Below are 26,333 nucleotides of genomic sequence, written 5' to 3'. Positions count from 1 at the left end.
CTTACGCCTTTTCAACATTGACTAAAAATGCTTTATATTCAGGCGTAAATGCATTTGCATCACCAACTGATGGAGTCAATGTATTGGCAAGGAAACCTTTTTGTGTTGCTCCCTCAAAGCCCCAGTGACAAGGGATCCCAATGGTTTCGACCACATTACCATTGATGGTTAATGGGCGAATGCGTTTGGTGACCACTGCTTTGGCTTTAATAAAGCCTCGTTTTGCACTGACTTTGACTTCATCACCTTGTTTTATGCCTTTTTGTGTGGCTAATTGTTCACCAATTTCGATAAATTGGTCAGGCTGTGCAATGGCATTTAATAGTGAATGCTTCGTCCAATGACGGAATAGCTCAGTAATGGAATAGGTAGTTGCCACATAAGGGAAATCTTTTGCATTTCCTAAGTGATCCTTATCATAGCTATATAAACGGGCTACGGGATTACGCGACACTTTTGGATGCAAAATATTATGTTCTACAGGGGATTCAAACGGTTCGTAGAATTCGGGGAATGGGCCGTCAGCCATTTTATCCACGGCGAATAAGCGACCGACACCCTCAGGCTGCATAATAAAGGGTCCGACACCGCTGTTTGGCGGGGCATTACCAAAATCTGGTACATCAAAACCGCCCCATTGAGTACCATCCCACTTAATGAGTTGACGCTTTTCATCCCAAGGTTTTCCACTTGGATCTACTGATGCTCGGTTATAGAGAACGCGGCGATTTTGTGGCCATGCGAATGCCCAACCTGGCGTACAGCCTAAGCCAGATGGATCGGCATTATCGCGGTTCGCCATCTGGTTACCTTTTTCTGTCCAGCAACCAGAATAGACCCAGCAAAAACTGGCCGTTGAGCCATCAGATTTTAATTGATGGAACCCATCCAGTTGTTGTCCTTTCTTGAATAATAGCTTGCCTGCTTCATCATAAATATCCTGCATGGCTTGGCCATTCGCTTCCCTTGCCACTTCTTCAGGTTGTGGGTCATATGGGTCAGCATAATTCCAAGAGAGATTCATTAATGGCTCAGAGCATACACCGCCTTCTTCTTGGTATAACTGACGGAGGCGCATCAATAAATGGCCCAGAATTTTACCGTCATGCCATGCTTGAGCGGGTGGTCGAGCGCCAGCCCAATGCCATTGTAACCAACGACCAGAGTTTGCAATCGAACCATTTTCTTCAGCAAAACAAGAGGATGGAAGCCGAAAGACTTCGGTTTGTATATCTGCTGTATTGACATCATTCATATCACCATGGTTTTGCCAGAAATTTGATGATTCGGTAACCAATGGATCAATAATGACCAGATATTTGAGCTTCGAGAGTGCTACGCTACATTTGTTTTTATCGGGGAATGCGGCTAATGGGTTAAAGCCTTGAACGATATAGCCATTCATTTTGCCATCAACCATCATTTGGGTTTGTGCCATGATGTCATAGCTCTTATCCCATTTAGGTAGCCAGTGATAGCCCCACTCATTGGCTGCGGTGGCATTATCACCCCAAAAGCTTTTCATTAAGCTAATGAAAAAATCGGGCGTTCTTTTCCAGTAGTTCACTTGGTCAGGCACAATTGAGCTTGGTGTGATTTGCGATAGATAGGTTTGCAGCGAAGTCTGTTTCTCGTTGGGTAACGGCATATAACCCGGTAGATTTAAAGAGAGTAGCCCTAAATCGCTATAGCCTTGAATATTGGAATGACCACGTAGCGCATTGACACCGCCACCCGGCATACCAACGTTACCCAGCAATAGCTGGATCATACCTGCGGTACGAATCGTTTGTGCCCCGCCTGTGTGGTGCGTCCACCCTAAAGCATACAAAATGGTCGACGTTCTGTCTTTGCCAGAAGTAGAAGCAAGTTGTTCACAAATATAAATAAAATCTTCCAGAGGTGTACCACATAAGGTCGTAACGACTACAGGTGTATAGCGGGAAACGTGTTGCTTTAAGAGATTCCAAACACAACGAGGATGTTGAAGTGTTTCATCCTTGAGCGCATGGCCATTTGCATCGGTTTCATAATGCCAAGAGCTGCGGTCATATTGCTGTTTATTATCATCAAAGCCGCTAAAAAGTCCATCATCAAAATGATAATCTTCACGAACGATTAATGGCGCATTAGTATAGGCTTTGACATACTCATATTGAATTTTATCATTCTCAATAAGATAGCGGATAACACCGAGTAAAAATGCAGTGTCTGAACCCGCACGAATTGGTGAATACATGTCTGCTACGGATGCGCTGCGGTTAAAGCGTGGGTCAATAACAATGACTTTGGCATTATTTTTGATCTTCGCTTCGATAACCCATTTGAAACCAACGGGATGCGCTTCTGCTGGGTTTCCCCCCATAATTAAAATGACGTTGGCATTTTTAATATCAACCCAGTTGTTGGTCATTGCGCCGCGACCAAATGTTGGGGCAAGAGCGGAAACGGTTGGGGCATGGCAGAGTCGAGCTTGGCAGTCGATAGCGAGCATACCTAATGAGCGGGAGAATTTATTATCGAGAATCCCTGTTTCATTGCTCGCAGCAGATGAACATAACATGCCCGTTGTCAGCCAGCGGTTAACTTCTTGGCCTTTTTCATTGTGCGTAACGAAATTTTCATCGCGGTCTTTTTTCATTAAACGCGCAATTTTGTCTATCGCTTCATCCCATGAAATTCGTTCCCATTTATCGGAGCCTGGTTTACGATATTCTGGGTATTTTAGCCGATTTTCACTGTGGATATAGTCAATAAGCCCCGCCCCTTTTGGGCATAATGAGCCTCGGCTAACGGGGTGGTCAGGGTCACCTTCGATGTGATAGATATTTTTTTCTGCGTTTTTTGCGCCATCACCTAGGCTGTACATCAAAATACCGCAACCGACGGAACAATAGGTACAGTTATTACGTGTTTCGACAGAACGTAAGAGCTTATATTGGCGAGAGTTTGCGAAAGATACATTTGGGGCAAAACCTAGTAGTGCAGCGGAAGTTCCTGCCATACCACCGGCACAGATCTTGAAAAAAGACCGTCGACTGACTTGCATCAGCGTCTCCTTGTTAATTGATAAAAAAGCTCAAGGATAGGTCGTTAAAAACAACCTATCCGCAGCGAATTTCATTTTTCAATCATTCAAGACAGACCTGAGCATCATATTCGAACTCAATGTAATGAACTACTACATAAAATGATGGGGGCTAATTATAGTTGTAAAAAATTATAATTCCATAGTAATAACAATGTTATTTTATATGAATAATAGCATTATTATAATTTGACCACTTAGCGTAAATTTTTACTATTATAAAATAAAGAAAGTCAATTTATAGCAATTAAATCTATTAAAGTTAATTGTTAAAATACAACTCGTTACTAACAGTAGATATAGGAGGTAATCATAATAAACATAAGTCGAACAAAGAGAATATTTACAATATAAAATTGAACATCAACAACGGATTGTTGTTCGCTCCATGCAAAGCCGATGTATTGAACAAACCGATGACAGGCTTCATCCATTTAGTTCATCATTATGTAGCGCAGGGGAAAGGATCGTACATATCCAACAAAAAGGTGGCCGTAAATCGAGATATGCCATCTGTGATATTCGGTTTGCACCTGTTCCGATAAAAATACTTTCAAATAATACAGGTGTTCCTATTTCACTTTTTTATGTTGTCTGTCAGGAACAAGGTGATAACAAAGGATTATGTTCGCACCTTTTAACTAGTGAGTCTGTCACGACAGCTAAGCAAGCTCAAAAAATCCTTGAGTATTATAAAAATCGTTGATTAATTGAACATTTTATAAATCATGGAAAACAGGCGGAATTCAAGTCTAAGAACTTCGTATGCAAAGTAAAGACAAACTATAACGAATCTACGTTGTGTTGACTTTTATTGCTGCTCGTATCCAACAGTTGAGGTATCTTAGTTTACAAACAGAACAAGCCAAAAAGCTGATATGTGAAATCCTACTGAGCCCAATAGCATGGAAATTATTATGGCTGAAGACGGAAACAAAGACACTCCCTGCAAAAGGGCCCAGCTTACATTGGGCCTATTTAAAATTAGGGAACCTTGGTGGTTGGAATGACAGTAAAGGCACAGGGATAATCGGTTGGCAAAGGCTATGGGAAGGTTGGATCAAACTTCAAGTCCTTCTTGAGGGCTACCATCTTGCTCAGTCCATTTAAATTGGCATAATAATAAATAGGTTAAACATGCGAATATCTGATGACCACATTGTGTTTAAAACTCAATATTGGATAGTTAATCACCGAAAAGATTCTAAAATTTCTGGTTATTTAATTATGCAGCCTGTTAACAGCTCAATAAATTTTAGTAGTTTATCAATTGAAGCTTTAAATGAAATGGGCAGTGTCATGGCACATACTGAAAGTATAATAAAAAATTTATTTAATCCTCAATATATCTATATTAGCAAATACGGACATACACCAAACACCCCTTTTCATTTTCATTTTATTCCTGTCTATCAATGGATTGTTGATTTATTTTGGAACGATAATAGATATAGAGAGCTAAGTAATTTTGGAGATCCGCAGCTGAAACACTTAACTGACGGTGCTGAGCTTACCTTTTTTATATGGAGAGAGTTTTGTGAAAAAGAGCATCCTCCAATAACTCAAAGCATTCCAGTAAAAGAAGCAATTGAAAAAATTAAAGCCGAATTTTTAATTATCTAGTACAAAACCCAGTAAATAATTTACGGAAACACATTTTTTTTCAAGATGCCGTCATAGCCTTCCTCTTGAATAAAACTTATCAGATGCGCCGTAAAACCGCGTCCTTCAGGGCGGGGATATAAGACGCGGTTTTCCGACTAACTTGGTTTTTGCTGCTGCTCGATGTATTGTCAAATGATCGATATTGGCGCTCTGCCGCAACTGCTGGCAAAGTGGCTGCGTAGCTTTTCGATAGCATCCAGATCAAATATCTTTCGTCGATATTTTGTGACAAACACCAAGTGAACATGCATCAGGGAAACGGCTACCGCAATAGCCGTAAAGTCATTGGCGAAATGAAAAACGTCAGACGCAAAGCAAATTCGTGTATCAAGTATGCGGCTACACGGAGAACGCCGATGTAAACGGCGCACGTAGCATATTAGCGGCAGGACATGCAGTGCTTACCTGTGGAGGGATGGTGCAGTCAGGTCGCCCGCTAAATCAGGAACCCATCTAGGCAAGTCAGGCTTCGACCTGAACGCTGTAGGGATCCTCGTTCTTTAGGGCGGAGAGGATGTCAATTCTTTAGAGAGTGCGGTTTAAAAAACCTGAGTTGCATCTTTCTTCTTATTTGTAAGGCCTTTTAGTTAGGAACCGAAAACGAATTTAATGCTAATTAATTGATTTTATTTTAAATAAACCAATTATTCATATAAATACTTTCAACACCAATCAATTTACTATTAAGCCGAACTAATCTAAGCCGTTGATTGGTCATTTGTGGTTGATCTGCAATAATCGAGATAAACTATAAATTGTATTGGTTCCCAACTCTATCTTTTGTCTATTTTGAATTAGCTAGTTCGTTCTAACTCTATAGAATCAGGATTAATTGAGCAAAGAGTACTTATGACTTCACATTTTAAAATAACCTTGCCATAACCTTTCTCAGCTAAACAAACTACTGGTTTCAGCATTCCAGTGATTAGGGTTTAAATTAATAATTATAATTCAATGAATGACTATCTGTTTGATTTTAAAAATTTCTCTTCATTTTTTCTCATGCGTGTACTAACTTTTTTAAAAAATTCTTCGGATGTACAACCAAAGGTATTTAAAATAATTGCTAATGTTCCGACATTGATGTTGCTAATACCTGATTCATATCTCGATATTTGCTGCTGTGAAACCCCAACATACTCAGCTAACTCCTTACCAGTAAATCCATTTTTCTTCCTTAAATGCACAATTTCAGAAGCAACAGCTTTTTCAAATTGGTTTTTTAACGAAATGTTAACGTTACCATCTAAAGTTACCATAATAACCTCAATTAAATATAGCTCATAAAACTCATACTTCAGAGTTGTTCAATTTGTTACTCGGTAATGTAGTAATTTAAAAAATAAAATCAAATCGTATTCAAAAAATGTGTACGTAGAAATAATTTAACATCTTAAATTATTTGCCTTTAATTTTTTTTAAAAAAAACAACTATTTACCCATCACACAAAAGAAATAAACTACTAATTAATAAGTATAGTTGCAAATAAAAACCCAAAAGATAAATAAAAAACAACCGAATAAACTAAAATTAATATAATTTAATAAATTGAATTACTTAATTACACAATCAATACTCACTTTCTGAAAAATTTAATTTATTTTAAAAAATCAATATATTATCAACTTTTGAAATTAAATAAATTTAAATATTAGAAATACATTATTACATTTAACCTATAACAAACATATTATTTACATTTTAATTCATTCATAAAACATTAATTCAACCTAATAGATTGTTTTATATAGATACATTATTTTTATAAATAAGATTCTCATAAAAAGATAATAAAAAAGACAAATATCAATATTAACATTTCATTAACATGCAATTTGACACTTCTACAAGCTAAAAGAGAAATTTTCATTTTTCATGCGAGGGAAAACGTTCTTTCAAACAAGCAATATAATGCTCTGAATATCGCCCAATTTGCGCTATATCACTTTAAAGATGAAATATAATTAATTTGACTTTGATTTGTTCATTAATCTGATATACAACACGCATGTTTACTTATTGTAACAATTTACATTGCTAAAACCTGAATTAACACTTCATTGGAGTAATTACATGTAGTATATTTCTAAATGTTATAAATTATGTTTTTTTTTAAATTAGCGAAGGTATTTATATATGAGAATAATTCCTGTTTTAGTTGGAATGAGTATTGGCATATCCAGCTTATCCATTGCTGCGCCACAAGTAACATTTATGGGAGAAGTAACCGCTCAGACTTGTCAACCACAAATTAATGGTGAAACTGACAGTGTAGTTTTATTACCAACAGTTCGTAGTAGTGAACTGACAGCCGTTGGCGCTCAGGCAGGTTTAACCCCTTTTACAATTAGCTTAACAAATTGTACTGCTCCTACCGATTCAGATCTTAATATCAACACAGTATTTTTAGGTCATAATGTGACCACAAAAGGAAATTTAGGAAACATAGCGGAAACCACTCCAGCGACGAAAGTCGGACTACAACTGTTAAATTCCGAAGCGGGCACAACACCTGTTGTTTTAAGTGGTCCAACATCAGTTCCTGGCCTAGTTTTAAAGCAAGGAGCGACTTCTACTGATTATAAATTTGCAGTGCAATATATTTCCGAAGAAGGTGGTGCAACACCTGGGAAAGTGAAAGGAATTGTTGAATATACTGTTAGCTATTTATAGTTTTTTTGAGCCTTAACCTACTATTAAGGCTCTTCCTATTTAATTAAGGTTGCTGCATGTTTTCCAAGGTATTATCATTTAGCAAGTCACTTCTTTTACTTTGTATATTTATTCCTTTCATGGGTCATTCGGCTGTAGTCATGACAGGAACAAGAGTTATCTATAATGAGAGCAATAAGGAAAAAACCGTCCAGTTCACTAACGTAGGTGATAAACCCTATGTTGTTGATATTTCAATTTCAGAAGAGAAAAACTCTAAAATTGAGCAGAATAAAAATGAAAAATTTATCGCTATTCCCCCTATTTTTAAAATAGATCCTCAAGCAGGACAGATAATAAAACTGGTAAAAATGACAGATAATCTACCTAAAGATGTAGAATCTGTTTTTTATTTCAACTTCAGTCAGATCCCAGGTACAACCGAAGAACAGTCTTCTCAAAATCAATTAACATTATTATTTAACTCTCAAGTTAAAATTTTCTATAGACCAAAATCAATTGAGAATCAGACTTTTTCACTCAATGAATTAATTCTTTCTAAAGAGAACAATAAAATTAAGGTTGAGAATCAAAGTCCATTTCATATCGTTATAAAAGAGGCTAATTTAGTTTCGGGTAGTAATAAAACAACTCTCGTTAAATCAGTAATGATCCCCCCAAAATCCATTCAGCTTTGGGATAATAAATCAAAAATAACAAATAATTCAGAAGAAAAAATCGAGCTTGATGTAATAAACGACTATGGCTCGAGTCAACTTTATACAAAAAAAATTAATTAAAGGGATTAGTCATGCGAATAAAAATCAAACTGACTTTAGCAGTGATGCTAATTGAAGCTACATTTATTTCGCAGATTGTTTATGCAGATAATAGTCAGAAAATTTACTTCGACCCTCAATTATTTAAAGATAAGAATATCAGTAATGAACTAATTGATAAGCTGAACAATGGAGACACTATTATCTCGGGAGACTATAAGCTAGATATTTATTTAAACAACCAATTCATTACGAATAGACTTATCAATTTTAAGGATCAAAAAGGCTCAGTACAGCCTTGTTTTACTCTTGACTTCATCAGTGAACTTAAAATAAAGTCGACTAATCTGTCATCAGGACATACTCAAAGCTGTTATTTTCTGAATGAGTTAATAACATCAGCCTATACTAAAGTTAATTTAAGTAGTCTCCGACTTGATATCACTATACCTCAAGCAGATTTAGTCAATACCCCTGCCGGCTATATTCCGCTAAAAGACTTGGATTCAGGCAGCTCAATTGCATTTATTAATTATCTAGCAAATTATTATCATGTAGACAATAGTAGGTCTAACAATCAGGATAGTACGTATGTTTTTTTAAATGGCGGGGTAAATCTAGGCACTTGGCAATATAGACAACAGTCAACAATAAATTACGCAAATAGTAATGGAACGGATTGGCAAAATATTCGAAGTTATATACAAAAACCACTTCCAGAGTTTCATGGTATTACAAAGTTGGGCCAGTTGATCACATCTGGGCAGTTTTTTTCTGGACTCAATTATACCGGCTTAAGCTTTGATACAGATGAAAGAACCTATCCCCTCTCACAAAGAGGCTATGCACCTACAATCACCGGAGTTGCAGAAACAACAGCAACCGTAACTGTAACGCAGAATGGGTATCAAATTTACCAAGTAACAGTTCCATCCGGACAATTTGTTATTGATGATCTAAATCCTACAAGTTACAACGGTGACTTAGACGTTGAAGTCAAAGAAGCAAATGGCACGATAAAGCGCTTTACAGTCCCATTTTCGGCTGTATCACAGTCATTGCGCCAAGGCCAATCAAAATATAATGTTGCCATTGGTAAAACAAGAGATACTGCAAGTAAATCTATTTTTTCTGACTTAATTTATCAGGTTGGTGTGTCAAATAGCATTACATTAAACTTAGGAACTCGAGTCGCTGATGACTATATTGCTATAGGCTCAGGGGGAGTTCTAACAAACTCATTAGGGGCTTTTGGTGTCCAAACCATTTACACAAATACTCGCATTAGTAATTATGATTCAGATAGACTTACAGGGCTAAGGACATCTCTTTCATACAGTAAAACCATACAATCAACAGATACCACGATTTCATTGGCCAGCTATCACTACGCAACATCTGGTTATAGAGACCTTCCTGACGTTCTCTCCCTACGAGATAAAAATGAAAAAGAATCTGTGCAAAATTCGAGTTCCTATCTTCAAAAAAATCGCTTTGATATCACATTAAGCCAAAAAATTAATAATTTTGGTAATCTTTTCGTTACAGCGTCACGACAAGATTATCGAGATAATCGCCCTGTAAATAACCAACTTCAAATGGGTTATAGCAAAGTTTTTGATAACAATATGAGTTTAAATATTTCTGTAGCTAAACAAAGGGTTAGTAATTCTCACAACAGTAAAGGTACCAATGAGACTGTTACATCCGTATCACTATCCATGCCTATAGGATCCTTAAGTGACTATAATGCATCATTGGGTATGAACTATAGCTACAGTAAGGACATGGGGAGCCAAACTCAAGCCTCCCTAACAGGTCAACAAAATAATATAAACTATGCTTTGGGCCTCAATAATCTTAATGATAGTGATACACGTGCAGTTAGTGGAAGCTTACAAAAAAACTTTTCAAAAGCAAATGTCGGTGTAAATGCATCTAAGGGTAATCAATACTGGCAGGCTGGCGCGAATATTCAAGGTGCTGTCGCATTACATTCTGAAGGTATCACACTGGGTCCTTATTTAAGTGATACATTCGCGCTGGTAGAGGCTAAAGGTGCTGAAGGAGCTCATATTTTAAATGCTCAGGATACAACAATTGACAGTAATGGATTTGCGTTAGTTCCGACATTAACGCCTTATCAATATAATAGTATCTTGATTGATCCTAAAGATACAAATAATACAATTGAGCTGCTAGAAAATGAAAAAAGAGTTGCACCATATGCAGGTTCAGCTGTTAAAGTTTCCTTTTCAACCAGATTTGGGTATCCCTTATTAATCAAAATCAATATGCCTAACCATATAACGATCCCATTAGGCACTGAAGTAAAAAACAGTAATGATGTTGTTGTTGGAATGATTGGCCAGAACAACCAAATATACCTTCGAGCTGAAAAGCTAAAAGATAAAATACATTTATCTTGGGGAACTACACCTTCTGATAGCTGTACTTTCAACTATGATGCTACTCCCTTTTATAATATATCAAATGTCATTACTCAAATAACAGTAAGTTGCCAGTAAGGTGGAGTTAATATGTTTATAAACAAAGTGATAATGCCACTTTTTTTAAGTCTATTATGCATACTTGCATTTCCATATTCAGCTCATGCTCGTTGTACCTCAACAGGAGCATCTCAAACTGAAGATGATCGTGCTGCATTGTTATCATTTGGTCGTGTTAATATGACCGATACTTATTTTCAACCTGTTGGGTCGATATTATCTAGCATTGTAGTTCCTTCAACTGCATATAAATACGGAGGAGCAACCGCATCTACCGTTTTATGGGAGTGTGACAAATCTGATCTTTCTAGCATTTATTTTTTAGTGGCAACAAATGGTGATGACCGAGTTGGCGGTTTTTTTCAAATAGGTCAGAATGATGGATTACAAGATGTTTATGCGACTAAATTTGCTTACGTCGGATTGAGACAAACAATGTCGGGGACTGTATTAAGCCGTTATTGGCAAAAAGTTCCCGTTCAAACATATACAGAAACATCAAATGGAAAGATACAGATAAAACTTTCCGATGTTCCTCCGTTACAAGCTGAATTAATTCGGGTAAGTTCGTTAACCCCCTCGTCTGGCGCTGCAAGTAACTATTGCGGGGGAGGCTTATTTGAGGCTAGTTCATCAGGAACTGTTTATAGCTGTAATCAACCTAATGCTTATATTCAACTAGTCGGACCTAATTTAACTCATGACAATATTGGGGATGACAGTGCTTATAAATTTGCTTTTTGGGGTGTAGATAACGGATTTGGCTATCGAATGCAATATACCGTATTAAGTAACAATGCGACTTGCGTTGCGAGAAATGCCACTCCTTATGTTCTTTTCCCAACTATTACAGTTCAAGCACTTAATGATGGTCAGACACGAGAAGCTTCTTTTTCAGTTCAAATTGAATGTAGTGATTCTGTTCAATCGGGATTATCTGGGGGACAAACTGCTATAGGTATACAAGTTTCCCCCGGGGCATATAAAGCTGCAGGGACACTTGGGCTAATAAACACGAATGGCGGTGTAAATATGCTAGTCTCTGACAATTATGGAACAGATTCAAATTTGGCTAAAGGTGTTGGAATTACTTTATACAATACGACCACGCAGACAAAGCTTGTCTTCTTAGGACAACCGGATTACTCCTCTTCGACTCCTTGGGCGAGTGGTACAAACAGTGGTTGGTACCCTGTTTTACAAGGAGCTCAACCTATGGGGGCTTCTATCGCTGGCTATAGTTATTATCAGCAACAATATACTGCTGCTTTAGGTAAAATTCCTGGGGTGACAGTTACGCCAGGGAAAGTATATGCAACTGCCTATGTCATGGTGAAAGTACAATGAAATCTATTTATTTAAGTATTTTTCTTCTAATTACATCCAATTCATATGCAGGAGTATTAGCAAATCAGAGTCGTATCATTTTCGATTCAACAAATAATGTTCAAACACTACTCATCGCAAACACAAATAATTACCCTATTGTTGTACAAACATGGGTCGATAATGGTAATGGCAATCCTTTAAGTGTTGTACCTGTAGTTGTTACTCCATCTACATTTAGATTAGAGCCAAAACAAGTACAAGCATTGAAAATATTTAATATTAACGAACTAAAAGGGAATTCAGAATTAGTGTATTGGCTAAACCTTTATGAAATTCCACCAAAAGATACAAAAATGGCTAGTAGTAATATCCCTAGAGTCGATCTGACTATGAACACTCAGCACAAAATATTCATTCGCCCCTCTCAGCTAGGTTCATTTCCAGCCCAAATAGAACAATATCTTACATTTACAGTTATAGATAAAAATAATCAATCTTTACTTCGTGTAACAAATACATCTAACTTTCACGTTTCATTTACACAATTGTGTCTATCTAATAAAAATGATAAAAACTGCGCTATACCCGAAATGGATATGATGTTAAAACCCAGTAGCTCCAAAGAGTATCAATTAGAAGAAACCACGACACCATCTTATAACATCCTTATTTATCAATACATTAATGACGGCGGTAGTGTTGTGGAAAAAACAGCTGACTTACATTAATGTATTCTTTAAAGCATTACTTTTTTGTTAGTAATGCTTTTATTTTCAAAACAACTAAATTAGTTGCGTCGCATGTTTAATACTTTTTATTATTCAGTATGCAGCCACAAAACTAAAACTTATCACTATTTATAGGTATTCTATAATTTCAGATGCAAAAACAAAAAAGTGTCAATCTAATTCAAATATACATACTTATCTTATGTACCATATACGATGCAATGACATATAGTGAACCCACTTCAATCTCTTTTTAGCGTATCTCTTTTTGATAACCCCATCTTATGTAACGTTAACTATCTCCGTGACATAAGACCCCCTCATAACTTTCGGTCTTGTTTAAGAATACGTTACTGCTCATCCCCTCTCTGATACGACAAAATCAGGTATATATTGATAATATAAATATCCCATCCCATTGTTTTTCATGATATTAATACATACTAATTTGGCCTAACAAAAGTTATTGTTAAGATTAATATCCCCTGTATATTAATTTTAACCATTGATTTAAGAAATTGTTAAGAATTTTTCTGTAGTATTAATTTCAATTTACTAGGGATGATAAAATAAACGAGGAAGATTTGATGAGATATATTCAAACAATGTTAGCTGGCCTTCTGGTACTTGCTCCTGTTTTTCCAGCACTAGCTACCTCTGAGGTTGCAACGGGCTGTGAAGCCAAACGCCAAGATATTGAACAAGAAATAGATTATGCTCGAACACAAGGTAATAACCATCGCTTATCTGGTCTAGAAAAAGCGCTTTCTGAACTTAATGCTAATTGTACTAATGAAGGCTTACTTGCTGAACGGAAATCGGATGTGAGAAAAAAAGAACTAAAAGTTGAAAAGAGCCGCCAAGAGCTAGCTGAGGCTCAAATTGATGGTCGTGCGGATAAAATCCAGAAAAAACAACGAAAACTTGAAGATGCTCAAGATGAACTTAATGAAGCTAAGAGCATGTTAAATAAATAATATTTTTTAATTGCCCTCAATGTAATGAGGGCATAAACCGCATGATAGATGGCAGATCTCCGTCAATTTTTAACACTTACCTTCGTAGATTAATCTAGTTAATTTCACTTCGTATTCATGCAGCGCTAATACCACATATCTAATGGTGAATAGCTAAAATACTCAATCAATAATTAAGTTATCTGAGCTAACTTAAATTGAAACCTTCCAATATTTAGCGTAAACCACTGTAACCAGATTATATAATTAGGTTATCCTGACGTGTACTCCGTGATAACATTCTTCCTAAATCAAAATAGCAACTTATATCTATTTATATGATTAGTATTAGATTGCAAGCGAAATCCTTTTCTCACTTTAATCAGCTATTTTTTGACGCATTAAATTACGCATAGCGTCATTGTTTAAAGCTATTTAACGTTTATTTAATTTATAATCCATAACGAAGTCTTAATGATTGTGGATATGGATAAAAATATTTTTGCTTTTTAAGATAGTTATCTGGATATTCCGATAAATAGTGATTTAACAGCGTTAATGGCGCTAATAACGGCTGAAATCCATGTCTATAATCTAAAATTAGCTGACTCAATGCTTTACGCTGTTTAGAGTTCAAGCTATTTTTAAAGTAGCCTTGTATGTGCATTAAGACATTTGTATGATTACGCCTCGTTGCTTGTTGCTGTAATATAGCCATAAATCTATTACGATACTCACTAAAAAGCATGTCTAATGAAGTCCAGTCTCTATTTGTGGCCACAAAACGTCCTAACTCTCGGAATAATGACTGTGAATGAGCTAATAAAACTAACTTATATCTAGTATGAAAATCTATTAATGATTGACGGGTAAAATTTTTTACTTTTAACTGATTAAGTTCATTTAATGCAAAAACCCTAGCAATAAAATTTTCTCTAATGAGAGGATCACTTAATCGACCGTCCTCTTCAATAGGCAACCAAGGCATATTTTTTAACAATTGGCTTGTAAAAATTCCGGTTCCTGCCTTTTTATTACCATTTCCAACAGGATCATATACTCGGACTCTCTCTAGGCCACAGCTAGGTGAATTTTTGCATACAATATAACCACTTAAATTACGTAATCTTTCTAAATATTCAGTAGAAAAATGTAACATTTTCTCGGTTAAATCACCTTCACGACCATCACTAAACTTTAACTTAATCTCATCTTCTTTAACTAACCTTAATGCTGGCCTAGGTGTTGGCAGTCCTATTTCCATTTCTGGACAAACAGATTGATACTCAAAATAATCAGATAATTCATCAACAGCGAAGGATAATCGCTTGTGCCCACCATCGAATCTAACCTTCTGGCCTAACAAGCATAAGCTAATACCAACAGTTATTTTATTATTAGAATTATATTCTTCATTACTAGCAAATGATAACGACATATCAACACCTCAGGTTACACATATACCATATAAATCATTGGGTTACTTTTTTATAGTAAAAAAACCCGTATTCTTTTACTATGTAATTATTTTTATAAGCATATAGGCTAATATTAAAATCAATAAAGAACTAACCAACTGAACTGATTTAGTATTTTAGTTTATGTAATCATTTTCAAATAAGAAGTATGTGATAGAAAATAATAGACATAAAGTATCTCCAAGACTTCTAAATATAATACAAAATCAGTAATTCATTCCAATTTCGATGTTTTTATTATTAAGAATCTAAAAAATCGCACTCCTGAAAATTAAGTGCTCTATACTAGAGTAAAATTATATCAAAAATATAACTTAGAGGTACCCAATTTATCAATATGGCAAATTGTTAAGAAAAAAATCGACAGCCCATAAAAATAATCCTATCTTATTAATTGCCATGGTATAGCGATTATGAATTTTTATGAAAAAATATCCATCTCCGTTTTCTCGCATTACACGTACATCAAATCAACTTAATAGCTTGATTTTTGTTGCCCTTCCCCTTCTTCTAGTGCTACTTGCAGCCTTGTTTTGGAGCACCGAAAGAATTATTGAACAAGAAAAACGACGTCTTGAAGTCGATTTCTCATCGTATATTGGGTATTTGAGAGAACAAGAAACATTTTTACTCGAGTTAGCTAAAGAAAACAACCACCTCTCTGAAATAATAGAAAGTAGAAGTTATTCTTTAAAATACCAAAAAACACCCGAAGAATGGCCTTTAAGTTTACTAGAAGGAAAAGAATCACTCGTTGGTATGCCATTCACTCTAGCTTGCGATAATAACTTAGAGTGTACACAGCTTCCCAGTATATTATTTTCATTAGGCGCATATTTAGCTGATTATTACTCTACATTTTGGGGAGCATCTTATTTCCCAGCAGCGGCTGTTTTCTTTGTTAATGAACATGACAATATTAGTATCAGTGTACCCGCTGTAAATACACTTACTGGTAATGAAACCATCGATCCTGAGCTTTTTAAAACTGTAACAGAAACAGTACGTTACTCAATCCCTGATGTTAGAAAAAAACTCATTCACTATTCAAATGAACAAGATCAACTAGCTAAACATACCCGTGAGCATAAAGTTATTTGGATACACAGTCCTGAACTAGGAAATGATTTAGTGGGTATTATTCCAGCTGGATTTGATTTTAATTTATGGCAAGGAGCACAACTATCACCAAAAGATATCTACGCGGTGACACTTTTTAATCCAAAGAGGATAAGTGTTCTAGAGAGAATTCTCAATCCTACACTAGATCATAATTTTTGGTTGATACATCATCAATATGGACAGCTACTGGGCTCTTCCGTACTTCCTGAAGGTCTTACTGATGGCTTAAATTATACTAAAGATGGTTTGTTTCTGAAGTTACACAATAAAACTGGTGAATGGATAGGATATTATCAAGTTAAATATAATTCTTTTTTTGATGATAACTTATGGTTGCCGCTTAGCCTAATCGGCGCTATATTTTTTAGTCTTCTTTGTGGATGGTTATACCACCTATGGTATAACCGCGTCGTACTTGAACCCGCCATTACTTTTCAAAATCAGCTACTTGAAAGTGAATCATTTAATAGAACACTTATTGATACGACACCGATTGGGATCTGTGTTATCTCAAAAGCTGATCAAAAAATTATTTTTGCAAACCCATTAGCTGAAATGTGGCTAAGATTACCCAAAAATGATAATCCTTTTTATTCTCGTGAATATCGACGATTTATATCATCCCTATCGATAGAAAATAGTTACGGTAATATTTCATCTTTTACCTCTGGTGAATTTACACTATATATCGCTTATACATATACATATTACAGGCAACAAGAGGTCATTTTATGTGCATTTACAGATATCACTAAACAAATAGAGATTGAGCAACAGCTTGATAAGGCTAGAATAGCTGCTGAAGATGCTAGTCGAGCAAAATCAAACTTTCTATCAACAATGAGCCATGAAATAAGAACGCCACTGTATGGTTTAATTGGCACACTCGAACTACTTTCTACAACGGAACTATCAGAACAACAAGAACAATATTTAAATCGTATATCAACGGTATCGCAGCTACTTATGCGCTTAATTAGTGACATACTGGATGTGAATAAAATTGAAGCAAATCAATTGAATTTACATAATCAGCCTTTTGATATGCTAGATATAATCCATTCACTTATTGAAACCTATACCCATTTAGCTAGTAAAAAAGGCCTGCTACTTTTCAGTTGTATAGATTGCAATATAGCCCCCGAAAGATTAGGTGATGCATACCGACTTCAACAAATCTTAGGCAATTTATTGAGCAATGCAATTAAGTTTACGGATGTTGGCTCTATTAAAGTCTACGTATCATCAAAAAATAATCAGATACACATCTCTGTCGTTGATACAGGTATAGGGTTATCATTACACCAAAAAGAAAAATTATTTGTCCCATTTTTCCAAGCACATAACGAACAGCATACATATGGTGGAACTGGTCTTGGTTTATTTATTTGCAAACACTTAGTCACATTAATGGGCGGAACTATCAATGTTGAAAGCGAAATTAACAAAGGTAGTCAGTTTACAATTAAAATTCCTTTTCCTGCCTCACCAAATCAAAAAGAGTGGCCAAACTTAAGTGGCATGCTTGTTTGGTTGCAAACACCTCATCAGGAAATAACTAAGAATATCGCATCTTGGCTCACTCACTGGAAAGCAAATACCTGGACTGGTGAAATCGAACCGCAAGAAAATAATATAAATCCAACTAGATTATATATCGGTATGGATAATATAAAAAAATCTATGGATCTTCATAAAGAGCAGATTATTGTTCATGATTTAAATATCAATATTAATATCCTATCAAAACAACTTTCAAGCATACATAACAATGACGATTTATCTCAGACAAGTACAGATGTACACATCCAGCAATATGACTGTACAGTTTTAATTGCAGAAGATAACCCAATAAATCAAGCTGTTTTAAGAGAGCAATTAAAATTATTTGGTTGTAATATTTTATTAGCTAATGATGGAGAAGAGGCTTTAGCAATATGGGATAGTCATAATGGTGAAATTAATCTTATCCTTACTGATGTAAATATGCCCTATATGGACGGCTATAAATTGACTCAAACTTTACGAGATGAAGGTGCCATATGCCCAATAATAGGAGTTACGGCAAATGGATTAAAAGATGAAGAAGAACGGTGTCTTAGCTCTGGCATGAATGATTGGCTTGTTAAACCTCTTGAATTAAAAAGATTATCTCAATTATTAGAGCAGTACTTTATTTCTAAATTGATCACGGACGAACATTTACCCATCAACCTAATTAATCCTCTTGAGACAAAAGATAGGAAAAAAACAATAAAGTATTTACAGAATGATCTTACATTACTTAGAAACGCCATTGAGCAGAAAAATACTAATGATATTAAACAAATAGCACATCGCTTAAGAGGTGCTTTATCCATTGTAAACAGAAAAGATATTTCAGCTCAATTACAAAAATTAGAAATAAAACAGGCGGAGCAGCAAAATGATGAAATATACTTAGATGAATGGAAAAATATATGTGACATTTTAGAACGATGGCTAACCTTATTAAGCCAGCCAAATGATTAGTAATACAAAAGACAAAAGTGATTAGCTAGTATGAGAATCAAGCAAATTACTATCTGGAGCTCGCAGATGAGCCACTAAACATAATATCTACCGTTAATTGTTCATTTGCAAATAGTAATCAAATTCAAGTTTAACTATGAGTTACTTGATTGCAGACTCCATATTCTACCTATATGAATTAGTGACTTTTCATCACACTATAGAATTAGTTGAACAAGAGGCACGGATAATATGATTTTACCGTGCCTTTGCTCTCTTATAACGTCGTTCTATTAAGTGTTACAGTAATAAATACCGTAAGTCCTTAAATTCTTTTATTAAAAAGAATTCAACTATAAATCAATGTATTAACTTAATAATGGATGCATTTCTTTTTTCATACGAATATCTACTTTCCTAAAAAATTTCTCAAGAGAACAATCCAAAGTGCTTAAAATTATGGCTAGAGTATCCACATTTATATTGCTCACTCCTGATTCATAACGAGATATCTGCTGCTGCGAGACTCCGACACATTGTGCTAACTCCTTACCTGTAAAACCATTTTTTTTCCTTAAAAATGCAATTTCTGATGCAACCGCTTTAGAGAAATTATTTTTCATAATAATGTTAACGTTATCATTTAAAGTTATCATAGTGACTCCATTAAGAAATATTACCAACCGTAAAATTAGAGTGATTGAATGTATTTACGCCTTAATGTAGTAATTTTGAAATAAAAATCAAATGGTAGTCTTAATATGAATACTTTAGGCTGAAACTTAATGTTCACTAAATTAATTAATAAAAAACAATATGATAGAATTCTTTTTTAGTAATAAACACCTTGAAAGTAACTTGCATTAAGAATAATTCACCAATTATTCTTGAAAAAATATATATTTTATTTTATATTTACACATATTCATAAATTTTAATATCATTTAACACAAATAACAGTCATATTCCAACCAATAAAAAAACCAATTAAATTCAATCGGTTATGTTTATTTCATGTAAAGTTAATCTATTTTTTGACATAAAAAATCACACATAACCATATAAACACAATTAATTAACATTTTAATCAACAAATAAATGAAAATCACTCACATACGCAATACTCAAGTTTATTAAAAGGTAGCCATCCTTATACGCTAGCGCGCCCCTATCCACTCAATTAAAAATTGCATTTTGAAATGCAATACATTTACCCCGTAATTTAGAGTATAAAAAATCCAAACGGACTTGCGATATAGTCACCTCAATAGCGATGATCATGATTTCGTCTTTTCCAATTCTTTCGTTGAGTTCCTCCACTGTAAAGGCCGCACAAAACTGAGACAAAGAAGAAAGCAAGGGCCGAGACAAAATTATAGGAAAGCGGAGCGGCAATAATTTTGGTGTCGTTCACTTAACCCTTGCTGTATGACGAGGTGAGGCTATTTTTTAGGCCAAGCGGTGGGGCACAACGAACGGTTAACAACACAGGCGATGAAAATGGCAGCACCCGACTTGCAGCGAGAGAAGCGAACGGCAAATCACCATATTAAGCAATAATGCGACTTGTGTTGCAAGAAATGCAACACCTTATATTCTATTTCCGACAGTCACAACTCAGGCGCTCAATGATGGGCAAACACGTGAAGCTTTATTTTCTGTTCAAATCGAGTGTAGTGACTCCGCGCAATCGGGGATATCCGGAGGTCAAACCGCCATAGGAACACAAGTCTCTCTCGGTGCATATAAAGCCGCAAGTACACTTGGGCTAATAAATTCGAATGGTGGTGTTAATATGCTAGTTTCTGATAATTATGAAACAGCCCCTTGTTTAGCTAAAAGGGTTGGTATTAATTTATCTAATACAGCAACGAAAAGTAAACTTGTATTCTTAGGTCAGCCCGATTATTCATCATCTACCCCATGGGCAAGTGGAACAAATAGTGGTTGGTATCTCGTTCTAGATGTTGCACAACCCATCGGAGCATCAGTCGCAGGTTACCGTTATTATCAACAGCAATATACCGCTGTACTAAGTAAAATACCTGGTGAAACAGTTACTCCAGGTAAGGTATATGCTACTGCTTATGTGATGGTGAAAGTACAATAAGATATCTAATTGTTGTTTTTTTGTTTTATTTAATATTTATTCGTATGCAGGTATATTCGCGAATAAGAGCCGTATTATTTTTGATTCTAACCAAGAGCCACAAACCCTACTTATCGTAAATACAAATGAATATCCTATTGTTGTACAAACATGGGAACGGTAATAGTAGTCCTCTTAGTGTTGTGCCAGTCATCATCACCCCATCTACGTTTAGATTGGAGTCTAAACAAACCCAAGTATTAAAATTATTTAATCTAAATGAGCAAAATATCAAATCAGAATTAGTTTACTGGCTAAACCTTTATGAAATCCCCCCTTAAGATATAAATATTGCGAATAGCCATATTCCAAAGGTTGATTTAGCAATGAATACCCAACATAAAATATTTATTAGACCTTCCCATCTAGGGTCCTTTCCATCTGATATTGAAAAACATCTCACATATAAAATTATACAAGAAGATGGACAGTCTATACTACAAGTAAAAAATTTATCTAATTTTCATATTTCATTCGCTGAAATATGTTTTTCATCAAAAGAAAATAAAGATTGTATTAATTCTGTTAAGCAGGAAATGGATATGATGTTAAAACCTAATCAGACTAGGAATTATACTCTCGGTGATAACATATCAAAAAATAATCTTAATGTCGTTAATTATTGATTAATGATAGTGGCGGGATAATAAAAAAATCAAGCATAACAGAATAATTTTATAAGGAAATCTTATGCATTTATTATCTATAAAAAATAAATGTATATAAATTTTCACTTAATACTTAAGTAATAAAGTTAATTCAAAATTAAATCTCAAGGTATAAATAAAATTATTCTTGAATTAATCAGTTCGGAATCGGTATAAACAATGTAATAAATTAAAATATCGATTACCATAGTGTTAAATTATTATAGAAATAATGTAACTATGTTAAGAAAATAGAGACACTAGAAATATTAGTTAATCCGGAATTCCACTCAACTATCTGTCAAAGAATTTTTAATAGTATCTTAATATTGTTTATTAGGTGATTTTCAGCAATATAGCCATGTAAGTGAATTTATCAACATCATGATTTTTAATAGTGCTTTTACATTCTATAACAGGGTTCATATTCACAACACACAAATATAAACATTACCCATCTATAAATAAGATACTTAATAGGTAATCATTTCATTTAAAATACCTTATTCACAAGCTTGAAATTCTATTAAGGAACCTCTAAAGTTATATTTCTTATACAAAACCAGCCAATGAAACACATAAAACAAACCCTTCCATCTTAACACCTAAAATAATAAATTAATTTATTATAAGCTACTAATTAAATTATAGCGCTTGATATTTCACATCCTGATAATTACTATCTAATTAATAAAAATAGGTCAAGCTAAAAATAAACATCACAAGATGACGGCATTTTTTAAAAAAATCAACTTATTCTATCTATTTTTAGTTTGACCTAATTTTATAGTAATGCTTATTTATATTAAACTATTTTTATAGTGCATCCAATACCAATATGCCTACTGCATTTGAAATACCTGAAACTGATGCTGTTCCATATAGCGTTACACCTACAGAGATAGTACTACTAGTCAAGTTGTTTAATTGAATTCCTGTGCCGTTAGCTTGTACTTGTGTTCCGTTAAAAAAAACTTGTCCTGAAACACCATTATTAAAATTTAATCGTCCATTTGTTACGTCATTACCTGTTAATTTCAATTGATAGTTTTGAGCACTGCCACTGGTACAGTTGATAGAAAGTGCTTGCGTTGAAGACAAACCATTTACGTTTAGTTCTGTAGACGTAAATTTAACATTGATATCAGATAACAACGAACAAACAGATTCATCATCTGGAGGATTGGGAATAACAGCATATGGTATATGTGACGAGATAGTGATCCACTTTTGTGGAGCCGTTCTGTCACGGCATTGGAAGTGAGTCTGAAATACTTGAGATAACCCCGCAGGAACAGATGGTTCCGTGCCCATGCCATATAATGAAGACCAGGTTAGCCTAGGATTTTGCGATAATATAGAATTCACCCATTCCGCGGCCTGATTTCTGGCTGTATTAATCTCACTCTCACTGCAGGTTGAATTGAAAGAATCTAAGCATGTGAAATGAGTACCAGTCGGACACCATTGAGTTGTCGAGGTTCCCATATAGAAATTAGATTGTATAGACCCCAAAGTAGTTGCTAATGCAGTCATCGTTCTTCCTCCCCAACTGGCAGTATCATGAACTGGGTTCCACGTATTCCATTGTATATCACTAACAGAAATGCTCCCGCTAGCAACCAGAGTTTTATAATTAGAAGTATACAATGGTCTAAACTCTATCCAAGAGAATGAAGAAAAGGAAGTTAAAAATAAAAAAGCACCAATAGCTTTAAAAACATATTGATTTTTTATTTTCTTTAAAGTCATAATAAAACCTCACAGATTTTAAATTAAAATAAATAATAACTTAACAGTACTTTTTCACTTTATATTTAGATAGCTCTAAGATATATATCTTTAGACATTTAACAACCAAGATATAGAAACTTAATTATTTATATAAAAGTAATTATCCAAAGGGTTAAGAAATCAAAGATAAAGCATCGTTAAAAATAATGTTACCATATCAATTAGATTATAAATAAAAAGAATTTAAAGCTTTCATACAAGAAGTTAATCGCTAATTAGCATTCTTTAAACAATATAATTCAAATACATTAAACTTCATAAATTCGACAGTTTATAAATGAGAGTAATTTCTATTTTATTCATACTCCAATATAAATGTTGTCGTTGCCTCGAAGGATCCTCGTCCTATCGTTTTAGTCAATAAGGGAGTAGGTTCACCCTGTACATACGCTTTCAGATTAAGATTATTACCATTCCCCATATGTAATTGCTGAATATAGTTTTTTGCTTTATTCAATAAAATTGGTGTCCCATTTTCAGCTTCTAATCCTATGGCAATTCCTCTCGCTTGACTCCCACCATTAAGCGCTAATAATCCCGGTAATGCCAAGCTTTCAGTCCCCATGAAGGTTACTTGAACTTCTTTCCCTAACACTAAATCACAATTAATTAACCGAATTGTAAATGGCTGACTGTGTGTTCGTGTATTCAAATACAAATATTTATCTACAATCGTGCCAAAATCCAATTCGATATTTTCATCGCCAGGATATACTTCGCAGGCGTCCTCAACCAACGTTCCATCAAACTGTACAGTTTCCGACTGCGCACAAAGCGGCACAGCCACTAAACTCAGTGACAAGACTAAAGGCCATAATTGATGTAATGGTATTTGCATTTTTTTCATTTCCTTTTATCGTGTCATTGAAAATCGATGGTCAATGTCCCGGTCGCAGAAAAATTATCACCAACCAGTTCCATTCCAGCACGCTTAACTGGAACCGCAGATAATCTGGGTGGATTTGAACTATCAATGGCAAACGCTTTGTTCAGCTCTAACGGTATCCCGTCCTTTTGAATTTGAATGCCTAATTTTCCGTTATTCATCGGGCTGCTGGTCCGTAATGTCGCATTATCAAATCCCGTACCCGCCAGTGTTCCACTGAACGTCAATGTCACATTCCACGGTTGATTTAAGTCACCTTGACAATTCAATTGATACGGAATGTCTTGTTTAAATAGATTCCCATCCACTTTACGCACCCCCACTTTTCCAAAAGAAACGCGTATAGGATTTGTTTGTCCTAATTCACAGGCGGGAGGCAGTACTAGCGTACCATCAAAAACCCAATTGGCTTCCACCGCTGAGGACATCATCATGAAGACCCCCCCTAAACTGCATAAATAGCAATAACGTTGACTTGTGCTTATCAGTAATTTTTTCATTGATAGTTCACCTTTAATGTTGCCAACGCAGTAAAACTACCACCATCTGTATCATTAAAGCCTGCCGTCATATTTTTAATCGGCGCGGCTTTTAAAGAAGGCAAAGAGGTATAATTAATATTCACCGGCTGATTAATTGCTTGCCGGATATTGTTCACATAAAAAATAACGCCTAATTTATCATTGCTTGTTTTTAATGCTCCATTGCTATTAAACAATGTAGGGTCGCCTTCTAAGGTCAATGTCAGATTATTTTTTGCTAATCCTGTACACGATAGACTCAATGGCAATGTTTGTAAGTAGTTATTACCGTCAATGCGCGTTAATAAAATATCACCAAAATGAATCGCCACTTGATTATTGTTATTTAGAATACATTCAGGTGGCGTCACGATTAAATTACCATAAAGATTTGCCCCTAACCCCAATGCAAATGGAGAGCTTATTACACAAAAAAAGCAGAGTGCCACTTGTTGTCGGTGAATAAATTTCATCTTGTTCTCCTTAACGGTAATCAACCACAAAAGTTAATGTCCCATTAAAATTTCCACCATCAGTTAATACCGTTCCCGAAGGTTTTACTGGCACCGCATAAAGTGCAGGCTGATTGCTACCATAAGTAAAATTCACAACATCACCATTACTTAATCGAGTCGAATCCTGATAAACCGCTATCCCCAGATTCGTCCGACCAGTACGAATGACATTTTGTCCATTGAGCGTAATCGGGCTCCAACTGACCGTCATTTTTAATGCATTGCTATAGACATTCGTACAATTTAAGGTGTAATCAATACGTGTGCGTTTATAACTGCTATTGTCAATTAGTGTTTCATGGATATCGCCAAAATTGACATCTGCCACCGTACCACTATTCACGGTACATTCTGGCGGCGTGACAACCAGCGTTCCTGTAAAATAGACATCCAATGCTCGTGATAATACCGGACTCAATAAACAAAGTAGGCCGATAAAATACCTAACAAAGAGAGTATTATTCATGAAATAGTCCCGCGTTTATTGATAATTTAACGTCACGGTCATTGTGCCAGTGAAAGATCCCGCATCACTGAGCATCATACCGCTAGGTTTTATCGGTACCGCATACAAGTTCGGCGGATTACCGTAAGTAAAGTTAATTGACGCTCCGTTACTTAAGCGAGTCGAATCCCGATAAATGGCAATACCCAAATTTGTTCGGTTTGTGCTGATAGCAGAAACACCATTGAAGGTTACTGGATCCCATGACAACGCCATATTCAACGCATTTTTTTCTAATGCACTGCAAGATAATCCCGTATCAATGGGGGTTCGCTTATAACTCACCCCATCAATTAATCCTTGTTGTACCTCTTCAAAACGCACAATTTGTATTGAACTACCACTACTAAACGTGCACTGTGGGGGCATCGTAATGGTCAACGTTAAATTCAGATTTGCGGTATCGGCATGTACGACATAGAATAAACTTCCAAACAATAGCGTGCTAAAAAAAAGAATGCTGAACACAATAAGGCCTTTAATTCCTACGGTCACTTGCTGTATCAATAACATCGTTG

General features: G+C 35.2%; 21 protein-coding genes and 3 pseudogenes. 13 read left to right on the top strand and 11 right to left on the bottom strand.

What is annotated here, in order from left to right; all coding sequences use genetic code 11:
• Window position 1: 1 nt before the first annotated feature.
• Window positions 2-3,049, bottom strand: a complete 3,048-nt coding sequence (fdnG, locus tag PR683_RS18100) for a formate dehydrogenase-N subunit alpha (RefSeq protein ID WP_228367810.1) — start codon at window positions 3,047-3,049, stop codon at window positions 2-4.
• Window positions 3,050-3,425: 376 nt separating this feature from the next.
• On the opposite strand from fdnG, the pseudogene PR683_RS18095 reads away from it, so the two are divergent.
• Window positions 3,426-4,198: pseudogene (locus PR683_RS18095) on the top strand (IS4 family transposase); the annotation flags it as partial.
• A 27-nt stretch (window positions 4,199-4,225) separates the two neighbouring features.
• On the top strand, window positions 4,226-4,711 hold the full coding sequence (locus PR683_RS18090; protein ID WP_228367809.1) for a hypothetical protein: 486 nt from the start codon (window positions 4,226-4,228) through the stop codon (window positions 4,709-4,711).
• 173 nt (window positions 4,712-4,884) lie between these two features.
• Here the strand turns inward: PR683_RS18090 and PR683_RS18085 are convergent.
• A pseudogene (locus PR683_RS18085) lies at window positions 4,885-5,004 on the bottom strand (transposase); the annotation flags it as partial.
• A gap of 50 nt (window positions 5,005-5,054) precedes the next feature.
• Here PR683_RS18085 and PR683_RS18080 point away from each other — a divergent pair.
• Window positions 5,055-5,210, top strand: a pseudogene (locus tag PR683_RS18080) (RNA-guided endonuclease InsQ/TnpB family protein); the annotation flags it as partial.
• A gap of 505 nt (window positions 5,211-5,715) precedes the next feature.
• Here the strand turns inward: PR683_RS18080 and PR683_RS18075 are convergent.
• Window positions 5,716-6,012, bottom strand: a complete 297-nt coding sequence (locus tag PR683_RS18075; RefSeq protein WP_228367807.1) for a helix-turn-helix domain-containing protein — start codon at window positions 6,010-6,012, stop codon at window positions 5,716-5,718.
• A gap of 878 nt (window positions 6,013-6,890) precedes the next feature.
• On the opposite strand from PR683_RS18075, the gene PR683_RS18070 reads away from it, so the two are divergent.
• The 6 genes from PR683_RS18070 to PR683_RS18045 all read left to right on the top strand — a co-directional run bounded on the left by PR683_RS18070 (window position 6,891) and on the right by PR683_RS18045 (window position 13,729).
• Entirely contained in the window at window positions 6,891-7,427 is a 537-nt protein-coding gene (locus PR683_RS18070; RefSeq protein WP_228367806.1) for a fimbrial protein, read from the top strand.
• Between the two features lie 140 nt (window positions 7,428-7,567).
• Window positions 7,568-8,206, top strand: coding sequence for a fimbrial biogenesis chaperone (locus tag PR683_RS18065; RefSeq protein WP_267081384.1), 639 nt, complete (start codon window positions 7,568-7,570; stop codon window positions 8,204-8,206).
• A gap of 11 nt (window positions 8,207-8,217) precedes the next feature.
• The gene (locus tag PR683_RS18060; protein ID WP_228367805.1) at window positions 8,218-10,713 is read left to right on the top strand and encodes a fimbria/pilus outer membrane usher protein; all 2,496 of its coding nucleotides are present in this window, start codon (window positions 8,218-8,220) and stop codon (window positions 10,711-10,713) included.
• 12 nt (window positions 10,714-10,725) lie between these two features.
• Entirely contained in the window at window positions 10,726-12,042 is a 1,317-nt protein-coding gene (locus PR683_RS18055; RefSeq protein ID WP_228367804.1) for a fimbrial protein, read from the top strand.
• Window positions 12,039-12,752, top strand: a complete 714-nt coding sequence (locus PR683_RS18050; RefSeq protein WP_228367803.1) for a fimbrial biogenesis chaperone — start codon at window positions 12,039-12,041, stop codon at window positions 12,750-12,752. The genes PR683_RS18055 and PR683_RS18050 overlap by 4 nt, the downstream gene beginning before the upstream one ends.
• Window positions 12,753-13,339: 587 nt before the next feature.
• Window positions 13,340-13,729: a DUF1090 domain-containing protein gene (locus tag PR683_RS18045; protein WP_228367802.1), complete on the top strand. Its 390-nt coding sequence runs from the start codon at window positions 13,340-13,342 to the stop codon at window positions 13,727-13,729.
• A 430-nt stretch (window positions 13,730-14,159) separates the two neighbouring features.
• Here the strand turns inward: PR683_RS18045 and PR683_RS18040 are convergent, their stop codons facing one another.
• Window positions 14,160-15,146, bottom strand: a complete 987-nt coding sequence (locus tag PR683_RS18040) for a YbgA family protein (RefSeq protein WP_228367801.1) — start codon at window positions 15,144-15,146, stop codon at window positions 14,160-14,162.
• Between the two features lie 463 nt (window positions 15,147-15,609).
• On the opposite strand from PR683_RS18040, the gene PR683_RS18035 reads away from it, so the two are divergent.
• Window positions 15,610-18,819, top strand: coding sequence for a hybrid sensor histidine kinase/response regulator (locus PR683_RS18035; protein ID WP_228367800.1), 3,210 nt, complete (start codon window positions 15,610-15,612; stop codon window positions 18,817-18,819).
• A gap of 347 nt (window positions 18,820-19,166) precedes the next feature.
• On the opposite strand, the gene PR683_RS18030 is transcribed toward PR683_RS18035, so the two are convergent.
• Entirely contained in the window at window positions 19,167-19,454 is a 288-nt protein-coding gene (locus PR683_RS18030) for a helix-turn-helix domain-containing protein (protein ID WP_198642025.1), read from the bottom strand.
• An 884-nt stretch (window positions 19,455-20,338) separates the two neighbouring features.
• Between PR683_RS18030 and PR683_RS18025 the strand changes: the two genes are divergently transcribed.
• The 3 genes from PR683_RS18025 (at window position 20,339) to PR683_RS18020 (ending at window position 21,573) form a co-directional block, all read left to right on the top strand.
• Window positions 20,339-20,908, top strand: a complete 570-nt coding sequence (locus PR683_RS18025) for a fimbrial protein (RefSeq protein ID WP_228367822.1) — start codon at window positions 20,339-20,341, stop codon at window positions 20,906-20,908.
• A gap of 125 nt (window positions 20,909-21,033) precedes the next feature.
• Window positions 21,034-21,228 carry a fimbria/pilus periplasmic chaperone gene (locus PR683_RS20440; protein WP_369127920.1) on the top strand — a complete coding sequence of 65 codons (195 nt, stop codon included), beginning with the start codon at window positions 21,034-21,036 and terminating at the stop codon, window positions 21,226-21,228.
• A 45-nt stretch (window positions 21,229-21,273) separates the two neighbouring features.
• Window positions 21,274-21,573 carry a hypothetical protein gene (locus tag PR683_RS18020; protein WP_228367799.1) on the top strand — a complete coding sequence of 100 codons (300 nt, stop codon included), beginning with the start codon at window positions 21,274-21,276 and terminating at the stop codon, window positions 21,571-21,573.
• An 837-nt stretch (window positions 21,574-22,410) separates the two neighbouring features.
• On the opposite strand, the gene PR683_RS18015 is transcribed toward PR683_RS18020, so the two are convergent.
• The 6 genes from PR683_RS18015 to PR683_RS17990 all read right to left on the bottom strand — a co-directional run bounded on the left by PR683_RS18015 (window position 22,411) and on the right by PR683_RS17990 (window position 26,328).
• On the bottom strand, window positions 22,411-23,244 hold the full coding sequence (locus tag PR683_RS18015) for a hypothetical protein (RefSeq protein WP_228367798.1): 834 nt from the start codon (window positions 23,242-23,244) through the stop codon (window positions 22,411-22,413).
• A 439-nt stretch (window positions 23,245-23,683) separates the two neighbouring features.
• Window positions 23,684-24,226, bottom strand: a complete 543-nt coding sequence (locus PR683_RS18010) for a fimbrial protein (RefSeq protein ID WP_228367797.1) — start codon at window positions 24,224-24,226, stop codon at window positions 23,684-23,686.
• A 23-nt stretch (window positions 24,227-24,249) separates the two neighbouring features.
• Window positions 24,250-24,774 carry a fimbrial protein gene (locus PR683_RS18005; RefSeq protein WP_198642029.1) on the bottom strand — a complete coding sequence of 175 codons (525 nt, stop codon included), beginning with the start codon at window positions 24,772-24,774 and terminating at the stop codon, window positions 24,250-24,252.
• The gene (locus PR683_RS18000; RefSeq protein WP_228367796.1) at window positions 24,771-25,268 is read right to left on the bottom strand and encodes a fimbrial protein; all 498 of its coding nucleotides are present in this window, start codon (window positions 25,266-25,268) and stop codon (window positions 24,771-24,773) included. The genes PR683_RS18005 and PR683_RS18000 overlap by 4 nt, the downstream gene beginning before the upstream one ends.
• 10 nt (window positions 25,269-25,278) lie before the next feature.
• A complete protein-coding gene (locus tag PR683_RS17995; RefSeq protein WP_166685613.1) occupies window positions 25,279-25,776 on the bottom strand; it encodes a fimbrial protein in 498 nt (165 codons plus the stop codon).
• A 15-nt stretch (window positions 25,777-25,791) separates the two neighbouring features.
• Entirely contained in the window at window positions 25,792-26,328 is a 537-nt protein-coding gene (locus PR683_RS17990; RefSeq protein WP_228367795.1) for a fimbrial protein, read from the bottom strand.
• Between the last annotated feature and the right edge of the window lie 5 nt (window positions 26,329-26,333).

This window comes from Providencia sp. PROV269 (assembly GCF_028477785.1).
GTDB classification, from domain to species: Bacteria; Pseudomonadota; Gammaproteobacteria; order Enterobacterales; family Enterobacteriaceae; genus Providencia; species Providencia rettgeri.
This window is presented reverse-complemented; position numbering and strand designations above follow the sequence as displayed.

What these genes read in the sequence shown, in the direction of transcription:
- PR683_RS18090 (WP_228367809.1), top strand. Translation starts at nt 4,226, where the DNA reads ATGCGAATATCTGATGACCACATTGTGTTTAAAACTCAATATTGGATA.
- PR683_RS18010 (WP_228367797.1), bottom strand. Translation starts at nt 24,226, where the DNA reads ATGCAAATACCATTACATCAATTATGGCCTTTAGTCTTGTCACTGAGT.
- PR683_RS18035 (WP_228367800.1), top strand. Translation starts at nt 15,610, where the DNA reads ATGAAAAAATATCCATCTCCGTTTTCTCGCATTACACGTACATCAAAT.
- PR683_RS18055 (WP_228367804.1), top strand. Translation starts at nt 10,726, where the DNA reads ATGTTTATAAACAAAGTGATAATGCCACTTTTTTTAAGTCTATTATGC.
- PR683_RS18040 (WP_228367801.1), bottom strand. Translation starts at nt 15,146, where the DNA reads ATGTCGTTATCATTTGCTAGTAATGAAGAATATAATTCTAATAATAAA.
- PR683_RS18075 (WP_228367807.1), bottom strand. Translation starts at nt 6,012, where the DNA reads ATGGTAACTTTAGATGGTAACGTTAACATTTCGTTAAAAAACCAATTT.
- PR683_RS18065 (WP_267081384.1), top strand. Translation starts at nt 7,568, where the DNA reads ATGACAGGAACAAGAGTTATCTATAATGAGAGCAATAAGGAAAAAACC.
- PR683_RS20440 (WP_369127920.1), top strand. Translation starts at nt 21,034, where the DNA reads ATGAATATCCTATTGTTGTACAAACATGGGAACGGTAATAGTAGTCCT.
- PR683_RS17990 (WP_228367795.1), bottom strand. Translation starts at nt 26,328, where the DNA reads ATGTTATTGATACAGCAAGTGACCGTAGGAATTAAAGGCCTTATTGTG.
- PR683_RS18030 (WP_198642025.1), bottom strand. Translation starts at nt 19,454, where the DNA reads ATGATAACTTTAAATGATAACGTTAACATTATTATGAAAAATAATTTC.
- PR683_RS18060 (WP_228367805.1), top strand. Translation starts at nt 8,218, where the DNA reads ATGCGAATAAAAATCAAACTGACTTTAGCAGTGATGCTAATTGAAGCT.
- PR683_RS18045 (WP_228367802.1), top strand. Translation starts at nt 13,340, where the DNA reads ATGAGATATATTCAAACAATGTTAGCTGGCCTTCTGGTACTTGCTCCT.
- PR683_RS17995 (WP_166685613.1), bottom strand. Translation starts at nt 25,776, where the DNA reads ATGAATAATACTCTCTTTGTTAGGTATTTTATCGGCCTACTTTGTTTA.
- PR683_RS18050 (WP_228367803.1), top strand. Translation starts at nt 12,039, where the DNA reads ATGAAATCTATTTATTTAAGTATTTTTCTTCTAATTACATCCAATTCA.
- PR683_RS18000 (WP_228367796.1), bottom strand. Translation starts at nt 25,268, where the DNA reads ATGAAATTTATTCACCGACAACAAGTGGCACTCTGCTTTTTTTGTGTA.
- PR683_RS18005 (WP_198642029.1), bottom strand. Translation starts at nt 24,774, where the DNA reads ATGAAAAAATTACTGATAAGCACAAGTCAACGTTATTGCTATTTATGC.
- PR683_RS18070 (WP_228367806.1), top strand. Translation starts at nt 6,891, where the DNA reads ATGAGAATAATTCCTGTTTTAGTTGGAATGAGTATTGGCATATCCAGC.
- fdnG (WP_228367810.1), bottom strand. Translation starts at nt 3,049, where the DNA reads ATGCAAGTCAGTCGACGGTCTTTTTTCAAGATCTGTGCCGGTGGTATG.
- PR683_RS18020 (WP_228367799.1), top strand. Translation starts at nt 21,274, where the DNA reads ATGAATACCCAACATAAAATATTTATTAGACCTTCCCATCTAGGGTCC.